This window comes from Baekduia sp. Peel2402, from assembly GCF_052567285.1.
Genome location: NZ_CP199582.1, coordinates 1,324,312 through 1,338,069, shown reverse-complemented (window position 1 = coordinate 1,338,069; position 13,758 = coordinate 1,324,312). Strand labels below are relative to the sequence as shown.

The 13,758-nt window shown below is 70.6% G+C and carries 11 protein-coding genes; 7 read left to right on the top strand and 4 right to left on the bottom strand.

Annotated elements, in window-relative coordinates; genetic code table 11:
* The first annotated feature begins 59 nt into the window (after positions 1-59).
* From ACT01A_RS06620 to ACT01A_RS06605, 4 genes are all read left to right on the top strand, one after another.
* Positions 60-1,859, top strand: a complete 1,800-nt coding sequence (locus ACT01A_RS06620) for a phosphoenolpyruvate carboxykinase (GTP) (RefSeq protein WP_445151450.1) — start codon at positions 60-62, stop codon at positions 1,857-1,859.
* 115 nt (positions 1,860-1,974) lie between these two features.
* The gene (locus ACT01A_RS06615) at positions 1,975-6,720 is read left to right on the top strand and encodes an NAD-glutamate dehydrogenase (RefSeq protein WP_445151449.1); all 4,746 of its coding nucleotides are present in this window, start codon (positions 1,975-1,977) and stop codon (positions 6,718-6,720) included.
* On the top strand, positions 6,717-7,256 hold the full coding sequence (locus ACT01A_RS06610; RefSeq protein WP_445151448.1) for an NUDIX domain-containing protein: 540 nt from the start codon (positions 6,717-6,719) through the stop codon (positions 7,254-7,256). Before ACT01A_RS06615 ends, ACT01A_RS06610 begins: the two co-directional genes overlap by 4 nt.
* Before the next feature lie 177 nt (positions 7,257-7,433).
* Entirely contained in the window at positions 7,434-9,086 is a 1,653-nt protein-coding gene (locus tag ACT01A_RS06605) for a hypothetical protein (RefSeq protein WP_445151447.1), read from the top strand.
* Between the two features lie 9 nt (positions 9,087-9,095).
* On the opposite strand, the gene ACT01A_RS06600 is transcribed toward ACT01A_RS06605, so the two are convergent.
* Together ACT01A_RS06600 and ACT01A_RS06595 are read right to left on the bottom strand one after the other, a co-directional pair.
* Positions 9,096-10,040, bottom strand: coding sequence for a diguanylate cyclase (locus ACT01A_RS06600; RefSeq protein WP_445151446.1), 945 nt, complete (start codon positions 10,038-10,040; stop codon positions 9,096-9,098).
* An 81-nt stretch (positions 10,041-10,121) separates the two neighbouring features.
* Complete coding sequence (locus ACT01A_RS06595) at positions 10,122-10,685, bottom strand: hypothetical protein (protein WP_445151445.1); 564 nt, start codon at positions 10,683-10,685, stop codon at positions 10,122-10,124.
* Between the two features lie 26 nt (positions 10,686-10,711).
* Here ACT01A_RS06595 and ACT01A_RS06590 point away from each other — a divergent pair, with 26 nt between their 5' ends.
* Positions 10,712-11,305, top strand: a complete 594-nt coding sequence (locus ACT01A_RS06590) for a molybdenum cofactor guanylyltransferase (protein ID WP_445151444.1) — start codon at positions 10,712-10,714, stop codon at positions 11,303-11,305.
* Here ACT01A_RS06590 and ACT01A_RS06585 read toward each other — a convergent pair.
* Positions 11,283-11,879 carry a PilZ domain-containing protein gene (locus tag ACT01A_RS06585; RefSeq protein WP_445151443.1) on the bottom strand — a complete coding sequence of 199 codons (597 nt, stop codon included), beginning with the start codon at positions 11,877-11,879 and terminating at the stop codon, positions 11,283-11,285. The genes ACT01A_RS06590 and ACT01A_RS06585 overlap by 23 nt on opposite strands.
* Positions 11,880-11,963: 84 nt before the next feature.
* Here ACT01A_RS06585 and ACT01A_RS06580 point away from each other — a divergent pair, with 84 nt between their 5' ends.
* Positions 11,964-12,137 (top strand): hypothetical protein, encoded by a 174-nt coding sequence (locus tag ACT01A_RS06580; RefSeq protein WP_445151442.1) that lies wholly within the window; start codon positions 11,964-11,966, stop codon positions 12,135-12,137.
* Here the strand turns inward: ACT01A_RS06580 and moaA are convergent.
* Complete coding sequence (moaA, locus tag ACT01A_RS06575; protein ID WP_445151441.1) at positions 12,134-13,123, bottom strand: GTP 3',8-cyclase MoaA; 990 nt, start codon at positions 13,121-13,123, stop codon at positions 12,134-12,136. The genes ACT01A_RS06580 and moaA overlap by 4 nt on opposite strands.
* 24 nt (positions 13,124-13,147) lie before the next feature.
* Between moaA and ACT01A_RS06570 the strand changes: the two genes are divergently transcribed.
* Positions 13,148-13,720, top strand: a complete 573-nt coding sequence (locus ACT01A_RS06570; RefSeq protein ID WP_445151440.1) for a hypothetical protein — start codon at positions 13,148-13,150, stop codon at positions 13,718-13,720.
* Positions 13,721-13,758: the final 38 nt, after the last annotated feature.

Here is a 13,758-nt window from a genome sequence, read left to right as displayed (position 1 = left end):
GTGGGCCGTCTTACCCATTCCCCGCTCGCCTCGGCTGAATCCGATACCGAGGAAGTGACGTGAGCATCACGGTTCCGACGAAGAACGCCAGGTTGACGGCGTGGGTGGAGGAGATCGCCACCCTCACGCAGCCTGACGAGATCTACTGGTGTGACGGCTCGGCGGAGGAGTACGACCGCCTCTGCCAGCAGCTGGTAGATGCAGGGACGTTCAAGCGCCTCAGCGACGCCAAGCGCCCCAACTCCTACCTGGCGTGGTCGGACCCGAGCGACGTGGCTCGTGTCGAGGACCGCACGTTCATCTGCTCCGAGAAGCAGGAGGACGCCGGCCCGACCAACAACTGGCGCGCGCCGAGCGAGATGCGCGAGACGATGGGCGAGCTGTTCGCCGGCTCGATGCGGGGCCGGACGATGTACGTCGTCCCGTTCTCGATGGGTCCCCTCGGCTCGGACAAGTCGCACGTCGGCGTCGAGATCACCGACTCGCCCTACGTCGTCGTCTCGATGCGGATCATGACCCGCATGGGCACCGGCGCCCTGGACGTCCTCGGCGAGGACGGCGAGTTCGTGCCGTGCGTGCACTCGATCGGCGCCCCGCTGGGCCCGGACGACACGGACGTGCCGTGGCCGACGAACGCCGAGGTCAAGTACATCGTCCACTACCCCGAGACCCGTGAGATCTGGTCCTACGGCTCGGGCTACGGCGGCAACGCGCTGCTGGGCAAGAAGTGCTTCGCGCTGCGGATCGCCTCGATCATGGCGCGCGACGAGGGCTGGATGGCCGAGCACATGCTCATCCTCAAGCTCACCTCGCCGGAGGGCGACGTCAAGTACGTGACCGGCGCGTTCCCGTCGGCCTGCGGCAAGACGAACCTGGCGCTGATGGTCCCGACCATCGAGGGTTGGAAGGTCGAGACGATCGGCGACGACATCGCCTGGATGAAGTACGACGACGAGGGCCGCCTGCGGGCGATCAACCCCGAGAACGGCTTCTTCGGCGTCGCCCCGGGCACCGGCTGGGAGAACACGCCCAACGCCATGGAGGCGCTGGAGAAGGGCGCGGTCTTCACCAACACGGCGCTCACCGACGACGGTGACACGTGGTGGGAGGGGATGACCAAGGACGTCCCGTCGCACCTGATCGACTGGCACGGCAACGACTGGACGCCGGAGGCCGACCACCCGGCCGCGCATCCGAACTCCCGCTTTACGGTCCCGGCGACGCAGGTCGCGTCGATGGCCGAGGAGTGGGAGGACCCGGCGGGCGTGCCGATCGACGCCTTCCTGTTCGGCGGGCGTCGCGCGTCGGTCGTGCCGCTGGTCCGCGAGGCGTTTGACTGGGAGCACGGCGTGTTCCTCGGCGCGACGATGTCCTCGGAGATGACCGCGGCCGCGTTCGGCACGGTCGGCCAGCTGCGCTTCGACCCGTTCGCGATGCTGCCGTTCTGCGGCTACAACATGGCGTCCTACTTCCAGCACTGGCTGGACATGGGCTCCAAGAAGGGCGCGCAGCCGCCGCGGATCTTCTACGTCAACTGGTTCCGCAAGGGCGCTGACGGCAAGTTCCTGTGGCCGGGCTTCGGCGACAACTCCCGCGTGTTGGAGTGGGTCGTCCGCCGTCTGGAGGGTCAGGTCGAGGCGGATGAGACGCCCGTCGGCCTCGTCCCGCGCAAGGAGGACATCAACATCTCCGGCCTCGACATCGCCGACGAGGCGCTGACCGAGGTGCTGTCGGTGGACGTCAACGCGTTGCGTGACGAGCTGCCGCAGGTCAAGGAGCACCTCGCGAAGTTCGGCGACGATCTCCCGACGGAGATCCGCACGCAGCTCGCCGCGCTGGAGCAGCGCCTCGGCTCGTAGGCCGCCTGTCGCACCGCATTTCACGCTGGACCGAAGGGCGCCCCTGGTGGGGCGCCCTTCGTACGTTGCGGAGCAAGCTGGGGGTGGGGTCCTCCCGCGGGGGTAGGTTTCGCCCGTGAGCGTTCAGGAGGAGTCGTCGTCGGCTGGGTCGGCCGACGAGGTCGTCGAGCTGGCGCGCGCCCGTGAGGGCGAGACGCTGGCTTCGTTCGCGCGGGCGTACTTGCACCGCGCGCCGTTGGCCGACGGCGCCGATGGAGACGGCGACGCCGAGGCGCTGCTCGCGGAGGTCCGCGGCGCGTTCGCGCTCGCCGACGCGCGTGACGGCGCGGTCGCGGCGGTGCGGGCGTTCACGCCCTATCGCGGCGAGCACGGCTACGAGACGCCCGGCTCGGTGTTGGAGACCAACACCGACGACCTGCCGTTCCTGGTGGACTCGATCACCGCGGAGCTGAGCGCGCGCGGGCTGCGGGCGGTGCGGGTGACGCATCCGATCATCGGCGTGCGGCGGACGTCGTCCGGCCGGATCGAGGCGATCGCCCATCCGCGCGAGGCGCCGCGCGAGTCGGTCATGCACTTCGAGCTGGACCGGCGGCTGACGCCGGAGGAGCTGGCCGATCTGGAGGACGCGGCGCGCCACGTGCTGGCGACGGTCCGAGCGGTGGTCGACGACCACGCGGCGTTGCGCGGGTCGCTGGACACGCTGGCCGAGAAGGTGGAGGCGGGCGCGGAGCGGCTCGACGTCGAGCTGACCGAGGCGCAGGCGTTCCTGAAGTGGGTCGGCGAGTCGCACTTCGTCTTCCTCGGCTTCCGCGACGAAGACGTCCCGGGCAGCGGGCTGGGGCTGCTGCGCGAGGAGCGGGAGGCGGGCGAGCTGCGCGTGCCGGCGCACGACCCGCCGGCGGGCGGTGGCGCGAGCGGCGAGCCGCCGGCGCTGGAGATCACCAAGACCCACACGCTGTCGCCGGTGCACCGGCGCGAGCCGATGAACGTGCTGCTGGCAGGCAGCGCGCGGCTGCTCGGGCTCTTCACGACGCGCGCCTACGCGGAGCCCGCGTCCTCGACGCCGCTGTTGCGCGACAAGCTGCGCCGGATCCTCGATGCCGAGGACCTGATCGAGGGCTCGCACGACTCCAAGGCGGCGATCACGCTCTTCGACGGTTACCCCAAGGGCGAGCTGTTCGCCGCGCCGGTCGAGGACCTGCGCGCGCAGTTGTCCGTCTTGCTCACGCTGCGCGCTGACGAGGTCCGGCTGCTGGGCCGGAGGTCTTCTGACGGGCGCGGGGCGTCGCTGGTCGCCACGCTGCCGCGTGAACGCTACGGCGCGACGCTGCGCGAGCGGCTGCGCGGGATGGTCGCCTCGGCCTATCGCACCGACCATGTTGAACAACATGAGGTCTTCGGCGAGGACGACCGCGTCTACCTGCACCTGACGGTGCGCTCGGGCGGCGGGCTGCCGGAGGTCGACGTCGAGGACCTGCAGCGCCGGCTGATCCTGGAGGCGCGCACGTGGCGCGACCGCGTGGCGGCGGCGCTGGTGCACCGGCACGGTCCCGAGCGCGGGCGGATGCTCGCGGCGCGCTGGCTCAAGCGCTTGCCGGAGTCCTACCGCGCGGGCGCCGAGCCGCTGCTGGCGGCCGAGGACGTCGAGCGGTTCGAGACGTTGGCGACCGGCCGTGCGGACTTCTTGGTGGGGTTGCAGGACGAGCGGGGCGCCGATAGCGCGCGGCGCACGCGGGTTGCGTTCTACCGGCGAGGGCCGAAAATCGAGCTGTCGCAGGCCACGCCGATGTTGGAGCACTTGGGCCTGCGCGTGATCGAGGAGGTCCCGGCGCGGCTCCAGGCCGACGAGGAGCTGTGGGTCCAGGCCTTCGGCGTGCTCAGCGCGGCCGACGACCAGCCGCTGGATTTGGCGTCGGTGGCTGAGCGCGTGGCCGAGGCGCTGGAGGCGGTCTGGCGCGGCGACGCGGAGTCGGACTCGCTGAACCGGCTGGTCGTGCGTGCTGGGTTGCGCTGGCCGCAGGTGCAGGTGCTGCGCGCCTACCGCCGCTACCGCCAGCGGATCGGCTCACGCTACACGGAGTCCTTCCAGAACGACGTGATCGCGGCCAACCCGGAGATCACGGCGAAGCTGATCCGGCTGTTTGAGCTGCGCTTCGCGCTCGGAGACGGGGGCGGCAGTGGCGACGGGTCGGAGGCGGCCGAGGAGGCGCTGCGGGGCGAGATCCGCGAAGACCTGGACGCCGTCGAGCTGCTCGACCACGACCGGATCCTGCGCAACCAATTGGGGTTGATCGACGCGACGGTCCGGACCAACGTCTACAAGAACGGCCGCGACGCGTTGGCCTTCAAGCTGCGGTCGGCGGAGGTGCCGGCGATTCCGCAGCCCGCGCCGCTGTTCGAGATCTACGTCTATGCGCCCGACATGGAGGGCATCCACCTGCGCGGCGGCCGGATCGCGCGCGGCGGCATCCGCTGGAGCGACCGCATGGACTACCGGACCGAGGTGTTCGGGTTGATGCGCGCGCAGATGACCAAGAACTCCATCATCGTGCCGACAGGCGCCAAGGGCGGGTTCTTCCTGAAGGAGCGACCGGAGGACGGCGCGGCGTTGCGCGAGGCGGTCAAGCGCCAGTACGTGCGCTACGTGGAGGCCTTGCTCGACGTCACCGACAACTTGGCCGAAGACGGGTCGACGGTTGCTCCGGAGGGCGTGCGCGTCCACGACGAGGACGACTCCTACCTCGTGGTCGCGGCCGACAAGGGCACCGCGGCGTTCAGCGACACCGCCAACGCGATCGCGGTCCGGCGCGGGTTCTGGCTGCGCGACGCGTTCGCGTCGGGTGGCTCGGCGGGCTATGACCACAAGGGCTTGGGGATCACCGCCAAGGGCGCGTGGGAGTCGGTCAAGCGCCACTTCCGCGAGCTCGGCGCGGACCCGGAGAAGGATGTTGTACGGGTCGTCGGGATCGGCGACATGTCGGGCGACGTGTTCGGCAACGGGCTGTTGTTGTCACGGTCGCTCAAGCTGATCGCGGCCTACGACCACCGACATGTGTTCCTTGATCCGGACCCGGACCCAGAGCTGTCCTACACCGAGCGCGAGCGGCTGTTCGAGATGTCCGGGTCGTCGTGGGACGACTACGCGCGCGAGGCGATCTCCGAGGGCGGCGGCGTCTTCTCGCGCAACCTCAAGAAGATCCCGTTGACGCCGCAGGTGCGCCGCGCGCTGGGGATCGACGACGCCGAGCTGGCGCCGGCCGACCTGATCCGCGCGATCCTGCGCGCGCCGGTCGACCTGTTGTGGAACGGCGGGATCGGCACGGTCGTCAAGGCGAGCGGCGAGAGCGACGCCGACGCGCGCGACCGGTCCAGCGACGCGATCCGGGTGGACGGGCGCGACGTGCGCGCGCGGGTCGTGGGGGAGGGCGGCAACCTCGGGTTCACGCACCGCGCGCGGATCGAGTACGCGTCGGAGGGCGGGCACGACGGCCACGGCGGGCTGATCAACGCCGACTTCATCGACAACTCGGCGGGGGTCGACTGCTCCGACCACGAGGTCAACCTGAAGATCCTGTTGGACTTGGCGGTCCGGCGAGGCGAGCTGGACTCCGAGGCGCGCGACGACCTGCTGGCCGAGGTCACCGAGGACGTCGTCGCGCACGTGCTCTACGACTCGTTCCTCCAGGCGCAGATCCTGTCGCAGGAGGTGCGGTCGAGCGCCGCGCGCGTGTTCGCCTACGAGGACCTGATGGCCGCGCTGGAGGAGGCGCGGATCCTGCGCCGGCGCGACGAGGCGCTGCCGACCAGCGACGACATGGCCGAGCGCCGGCGCGCGGGGCGGGGGCTGGTGCGGCCGGAGCTGGCCGTGTTGGTGGCCTACTCCAAGCGGCTGCTGACCGACGCGCTGCTGCACTCGGATCTGCCCGACGAGGCGGCGTTCGACCACGACCTGCGCTCCTACTTCCCGCGGCCGGTGGTCGAGCGGTTCGGGCACCTGCTGGCCGAGCACCCGCTGCGGCGCGAGCTGGTCGCGACGCTGGCGGCCAACGACGTTGTTGATGCCCTTGGGCCGACGTTCGTGTCCGGGTTGAGCGGCGAGCTCGGCGCGTCGCCGGCGGAGATCGTGCGGTCCTACCGGATCGCGCGCGAGGTCACGGGCGCGACGCAGCGGTGGTTGGAGATCGAAGGTCAGGTCGCGACGATCGACGCCGACGCGGCGTGGCGACTTCTTGATGGGGTCGACGACCTCGTCGCGGGCGTCGCGCGGTGGTACCTGCTGCACGCGCCGGAGGCCGACGTCGAGGAGACGGTGGAGTCGGTCGGCGACGCGTTCGTGACGCTGGCGGAGGCGATGCCGAAGTTGCGGTCCGAGCGCTGGCGTGAGGAGCACGAGACGCTGGCGATCGAGCTGATCGACGCGGGCGTGCCCGACGAGATCGCGCGGCGCCACGCGTTCCAGCGGGCGCTGCGGCACGCGCCGGACATCGTGGTGGTGGCGCAGTCGACGCGCCGGGACGTCGTGGACGTCGCGACCGCGTTCTTCGATCTGGGCGAGCGGCTCGGGCTGGAGTGGCTGGAGAGCGAGGTGCTCGGGTTGCCGGCGGGGACGCGCGTGCAGCGGTGGGCGCAGCAGGCGCTGTTGGACGACGTGCTCGACGCGCGGCGGGTGCTGAGCGAGCAGGCGCTGCGCGAGGCGGCGGGGGACACCTCGCCGGCCGACGCGGTCGACGCGTTCCTGGACAAGCGCGCGGCAGCGCTGCGGCGGCTGGAGTCGGTCTCGCGCGCGCTGCGCGTCGAGGGCGACGGTGACCTGGCTGGCCTGACCCTGGCGATTCGGCACCTGCGAGGATTGGCGGGGTGATCGAGGTCACCGCGACGAAGGTCGTCTACGAGAACCGCTGGATGCGGGTCCGCGAGGACGAGACCCTCCTGCCCGACGGATCGCCGGGGATCTACGCGGTGGTCGAGAAGCCGCCGGCGGCGGTGATCGTGCCTTTCGATGACGACGATCGGTCCGTGTGGCTGGTCGAGCAGTACCGCCATCCGGTCGGCGCGCGCTTCTGGGAGGTGCCGCAAGGCGCCTGGGAGGACTCACCGTCTGCGCCCGCTGAGGAGCTGGCGCGCGGCGAACTGGCGGAGGAGACGGGGCTGCGCGCCGGGCGGATCGAGAAGCTCGGCCGGTTGTACTTCGCCTACGGGATCGCCAACCAGCCGTTTGACGTCTGGGTGGCGCGGGACCTGGAGCAGGGCGAGCAGGCGCTGGAGGTCACCGAGCAGGGGCTGATCTGCACGAAGTTCCCGGTCGACGAGGTGCGGACCATGGTGCGTGAGGGGCGCATCCAGGACTCCGCAACCGTCGCGGCGCTGAGCCTGGCGCTCGGCGCGTTCGCGGCGTAGCGAGCGGTACTAGCAGTACGTTCTGCGACCCCCTGCGCCGCGTGCCGAAGTGTCATGGGGCGATCCCAAACTCGGGTGAGCCCGCGGGAGACTCGGCGCATGGTGATGTCGAGTCGGACCGCTCCCGCTCAGCCGGCTCGATGGACATCGCGTCTTCCGTCCTGGTCGCGTAGCGGTGTGCTCCAGGTTGTCGGTGCGGCGGTCCTCATCGCGCTGGTCGTCCGGCCCATGGTGCTCGGGCGCACGTTCATCGGCTGGGACTGGTATCCGCACCAGTGGTATGTCTGGCACCAGGCGCACTCGATCCGGGCGAACCTCATGCCGTCGTTGTTCGCGCATGACACGATCGCTGTCTTCAACCCGCACTACGCGTTTTACGGAGGAACGCTCTACGCGCTGGCCGGCTGCGTAACCCTGGTGGTCGGTGATCCCGGCGCGGCGATGGTGATCGTGCTCGCGCTTGCGTTCGCGGGCGGCTATGGGGGCTGGTGGTGGCTCGCCAGGCAGGCGGGCCTGGGCGGCTGGGTCGCGCACGTGCCGGCGGCGTTGTTCGTGACCGCTCCGTACCAGCTCGCGATCATCTACTCGACGGGTGGCTTCGCCGAGTTCGTAGCCGTGTCGATGATCCCGTTGCTGGCCGCGGGCGTGTTGGCGGTATTGCGCGCGGACCGGCTCCGATTCTGGCCCTCGACGCTACTGACCATCGCGGTCGTGCTCGTCACCGGAAGTCACAACATCACGCTGCTGTGGGCGACGACGTTCCTTGCGGCCGTTGCCGCTCTCTCGATCCTGCTCATCCCCGATGCACGTCAGCTCGTGACCCGAGCAGGGGTGCTGCGCCTGGCGGTCGTCGTCCTCCCCGCGGCCCTCGTGAACGCCTGGTTCCTGCTTCCGGACGTCGCCTACCAGTCGCACACGGTCATCGCCTCGTGGCAGGGCTTCGCCCGCGGCCAGCTCGAGGTGACGATGACGTTCGTCCGTCCTGAGCACCTCTTCACGCTTGGTCGCGGCAGCGCGTGGCCTTCGGTGCCTCATCACGCGCTGGGCCTCCCGCTGCTGGCTGCGGTGTGGATCCTCGGCGGTCTTCTCGCGGTTCGGCGGCGCTACCGGTCGCCGTGGTACCGCCTCGCCGTCCTGCTCAGCCTCATCACCGTGTCGGTCTATCTCGTGATGACCCGCTTCTCGCTGTTGTGGGGGTTGCCAAAGCCCTACAACAACATTCAGTTCGCGTACCGGCTGGAGACCTACATTGTGCTGGCGGTTCTGGGGGCGCTGGTGGCGACGCTCGTGCTCGTCCAGCCGCTCGCTGGACGCCGGCGTCGTGTGGCAGTGAGCGTGCTCGGCGTCGTGGCGATGGTCTCGGTCGCCGGCGCTGCCGTGCAACTGCGTCAGCGGCCGCCGAGCCAGCAGCCCGAGTGGAAAGCCGCTGGGTCGTACCTGACCAAGAACGGCGTGCCCAGCGCTGGGGACTACGTCAGCAAGGACCTCAACATGGTGTCCTACGCCGGCAAGCCGCCGGTGGTGCGCTTCCCGGCATCGGCCGAAGACGGTGACCGCGCCACCGTGACCGTCAAGGCGCTGCCGGGGCAGGTGGTCTTGAGCAACATCGTCACGATGCCTCAGCTCGTCCATCTGCAAGGCGCGCGCTTCATCGGCCGCGAGAGCACCGGGCACGCCGTCCTTAAGCTGGCCCCGGACGTCGTCCCCAACGCCGCGAGCGTGACGATCTCGGCCGCTCATCCCTGGCCCGTGACCCTCGGCCGGGTCCTCAGCGGTCTCGGCCTGCTCGGCGTGGCCTTCAACCTCGCACGGCTGGTTCGCCGCCGATAGGCCTCGTGCTCAGGCCGCGTCGGCCAGCGAGTCAGCGCTGGCGCTTGGCTCCGCGCACACGACCCGATCGCGCCCGCCACCCTTCGCCGCGTACAGCGCCACGTCCGCCCGCGCCACCAGCGCCTCGCCGGTCTCTTCGCCGCTCCACGCCGCCCAGCCAAAGGACGCCGAGACACCGAGTTGCAGCACGCCGTGGACGTCGATAGGACGACCGGCGATCGCGCAGCGCAGGCGCTCGCAGACGACGCCCGCGTCCGGCGAGTCGGGCAGCAGCAACAAGAACTCCTCGCCACCCCAGCGCGCCGCGGTGTCCTCCTCGCGCAAGCCCGCCAGCAATCGCACGGCGACCTCGCGCAAGACCGCGTCTCCAGCCGCGTGGCCGTGGGCGTCGTTGACGCCTTTGAAGCGGTCGATGTCAATCAGCACGGCGCTCAACGTGCGGTCGTGCCGGCGCGCCGAGGCGATCGTCGCGCGCAGCACGTCATCCGCGTGACGGCGGTTGGCCAGGCCGGTCAGCACGTCGGTGCGCGCCAGCTTCTCCAGCTCGGCGTTGCGCCGCGCGAGCTCGTCGTGCAACGAGCGCAATCGCAGAGCCGTGCGGAGCCGGGCAACCAGCTCGACCGGGTCGACCGGCTTGCGGACGTAGTCGTGGGCGCCGCGCTCCAGGCCCTCTGCCAGGTCGCGAGCGTCGGTGTGACCGGTGACGAAGACGACCGGGACGTCGGCGGTGCGCGGGTCGGCGCGCAGCTCGTCCAGCACGGCGAGGCCGTCCATGCCCTCCATCTCGCGCGCCATCAGCAGCACGGACGGATCCAGGGTGCGCGCAGCCTCCAGCGCGGCGTTGCCGTCGCCGGCCTCGACCACGTCCCAACCCTGCTGTCGCAGGACGTCGCCGATCATCCTCCGCAGCAACGCGGAGTCCTCAGCGACCAAGATGCGCTGCGCCTGCTCCATTCGCCCCGGTCAATCGGCACGAAACCCCTGGAACTGGAGGTGCGGTCTCCCCCGATCAGGGGATGTCTGAGTGAGGGAGGCTCAGTGGCGCTCTTCGGCCGCGGCCGGCGGCCGCGACTCTTCGGCCAGCGAGGTGATCGTCAGGTGGCCGCGGGCGGCCTCCTCGAGCACCTCGGTGGCCTCTTCGACCGAGCGGGCGTAGAGCTCGACGAGCAGGTGGACGACGATGCGGTTGCCGTCCTCGTGCTTGTGGAAGCGGACGTGCGTGAAGAACTCGCGCGTGCCGTGGTCGCCGAACGCGGCGAAGCTCAAAGCGTCGCCCGCCTCGGGGCCGCTGCAGGTCTCGACGTCGTCGGCGTCGACGGTCACCGTGCACGACGCGACCCACGGCGTCCCGGCGATCATGCGCTCCCAGCGGTCCTCGACCGCTTCGACGCGCCCGTTGGCGAAGGTCAGGTGCGGCTGGTCGTGCATGCACTCCAGGCACTGCACGACGGCTTCCTGGATCTCGTCCACGACTTCGGCGCGCTCGCCGGTCATCGGGTCGATCCGGTGGATGCCTTCGTAGTGGACCTGGACCTCCAGATCTTGCGACCAACAGCGGTAGCAGCGCAGCCAGGGATGGGCGCCCATCAGATCTCCCATGGGTCCTCAGTGTAGGGTCCGATCGCATGCGAGGCGCGCCTCCCGTCGGGGTGGTCTTGGCCGGTGGCCGAGGGCGGCGCCTGGGCGGGGACAAGGCGATCGTGGAGCTGGAAGGGCGAGCGCTCGTCCACTACCCGATCGAGGCGCTGCACTCGGTCTGCGACGAGGTCGTGGTCGTCGCCAAGCGCGACACGCTGCTGCCCCCGCTGAGCGGCGTCGCCGACCTCTGGATCGAGCCCGACGAGCCGCGCCACCCGCTGGTCGGCGTCGCGCATGCGCTCGGGCTGGCGGTGGGGCGGCCGGTGCTGGTCGTCCCGGTGGATCTGCCGTTGATCGACGCCGCGACGCTGCGGGCGATCCTGTCGGTCGATCCCGAGGGCGCGTCGGTCGTCGCGCCGCTGGTCAACGGTCGGTTGCAACCGCTGTGCGCGCTGTACTTCCCGAGCGCGTTGCAGGCCGGGCTGAACCGCTTCGACCCGTCGCAGCGCGTGACCGAGATCGTGGAATCGCTCGGCGTGCGCGCGGTCGAAGGACTTGAAGAGACGGCGTTCTACAACGTCAACGCGCCAGAGGACATCCTGCGCGCGAGCGTGCTCGTCAAGGGCGCGAGCCCGCGATGAGCTCGCGCTGACGCTGCGCCACGTAGTGGCTCAGCTGCCGTTCGGCGCGGCCCTGTAGGTCGTCGAAGAGGATGCCGCGGGCGCCGTCGGAGGTGCCGCGCACGACGCGCCCGTCCCCGGCGACCGTGATCTTGCCGAGGTCGAGGGCGAAGCGGACGACGTCGTCCAGGACGAGCGTCTCGGCGGGCGCGACGAGCATGCCGCCGACGCTGACGTCCAACGTGCGCGTCGTCAGGCGCTTGTCGGGCGCGATCACCGCGGTGCTCAGCTCGGCGGGGACGCGCACGAACTGGCGGCGCTGGACCTTCAGCGGGTCGCCGACGGGGTGCATCCGCAGGACGCCGCTCTCGGGCGAGTTGACCAGGATCCCGCGGCGGTGCGTGGCGCCCAGGCGGGTCTTCCAGGCCATCGTGGCGCCGCACCAGCGCAGCTGCTCGGGCAATTGCAGGCTGGGGCCGCCGGCCGTTCCGAGGTCGACGTAATCCGGCCCGACCGCCGCGACCCGCGCGGTGATCTGCCAGCCGCCGTCGAGCGTGATGTCGACCGGCGTGTCGCGCTCCAAAAGCACTTCCACGCCAAGGTCATCGACCGGATGTCGCCGATCTTCAACTGCAATGTCTCGTGCAGGACGTCCGGGCAGGTCGCGAGCCTCAACCGCATGCTGATCGCCGAACTCATCTGCTCCGCCGAGGACTGCGCCGAGCTCGCGGAGCGCATCGTGGGCCACGAGGTCGAGCTGGACTTCGCCGCCTGCGAGTGCGGCTGCACGTTCGTGGTCCTCTCGGTGAGCGAGTGGATGCCCGCGGACGCCCGCCTGCTCGTCGCCGCCTAGCCGCCGATTGCGGACATCGTCCGCGCGGGCTGGACGAAGCCCGGCTCGTTGACGCGGTGCTTGAGCTCCTTGCGCCAGATCGCGTCGCGGATGATCGCTTCGAGGTCGTCGTCGGTGGCGCCGGCGCGCAGAGGCGTGCGCAGGTCGGTCTCGTTGAGGCTGAACAGGCAGGTACGCAGGCGGCCATCGGCGGTGAGGCGGATGCGGTCGCAGTCGCCGCAGAACGGCTCGGAGACCGGGTTGATGAAGCCGATGGAGCCGTGGCCGTCGGCGAAGCGGTGGGTGCGGGCGGTGGCGTGAGGCGCGCGGTCGGCGGGCGCGAGCGGGTAGACCGCGTGGATCGCCGCGCGGATCTCCTCGCCGGTGAGGACCTGCGTCATGTCCCAGTTGCGGTCGCCGTCGAGCGGCATGTACTCGATGAACCGCACCTCGTAAGGATGCTCGCGGGCGAAGCGCGCGAACGGGAGGACCTCCTGCTCGGTGAAGCCGCGGATCGCGACCGCGTTGACCTTGATCGGGTGTGCCTCGGGGAACGACGCGAGGTGCTCGAGGCCACGCAGGACGCGGGGGAGGGCGTCACGGCGGGTCTGGGCGAAGAAGCGGTCGCGCTGGAGGGAGTCGACGGAGACGTTGAAGCGGGCGATGCCGGCTTTGACCAGCGCCGCGGCGTCGCGCTCCAGCAGGTAGCCGTTGGTGGTCACGGCGACCTCGTCGACCAGCGGCGTGAGCATGGAGGCGAGCGTCGGGAAGTCGCGGCGCACGAGCGGCTCGCCGCCGGTCAGCCGGACGGTCTTCACGCCCATCTCGGCCATCAGCGCGGTGAGGCGGGCGATCTCCTCAAAGCGCAGGACGCCGTCGCGCTCGATCCACGGCAGGCCTTCCGCGGGCATGCAGTACTGGCAGCGGAAGTTGCAGCGGTCGGTGACGGAGATCCGCAGATCCGAGATCCGGCGGCCGTGCCCATCTTGGAGCGGATCGCGCGCCATCGGTCGCAGGTTACTCTGCCGCCCGTGCCCCGTCTTGCCGCGCTCGCTCTGGTCTCCGCGTCGCTTCTGGTCGCCGCCGGTTGCGGCGCCGACACCGAAGACGGCGGTGGCCCCGACGCGACCACCGAGGTCCGCGCGACCGTCGCCAAGTTCGGCGTCGCGACCCGCACCCACGACTGGCAGACGATCTGCGACGACCTGCTCTCCAAGGCGCTCGTCACGAAGATCGTGGACGTCGGCCTGCCCTGCGAGACCGCCATCGAGAAGGGCCTCGGCGACGTCAAGAACCCCACCTTGCAGATCACGGACGTGTCGCTGGCGGGCGCCCGCGCGCTGGTGTCGATCCACACGACGGCGGCCGGGCAGGAGGCGTCCGACGATGCGCTGCAGCTGGTGAAGGAAGACGGGGAGTGGCGGATCGCTTCGCTGGCGGCGCCGGAGGGTGGGGAGTTGACGGAGGCGCCGGGGACGACGGCGGTGCCGGGGTCGACGTCGACGACGAAGACGGCGACGACGAAGACGGCGACGTCGAAGACCACGCGGACGACGTCGACGACGAAGAAGAAGTCGAAGACGTCCACGACCAAGAAGGGCTGAGCCGGCGCTCGGGGCGCTCGGCGCGTTCGCGGTGGCGC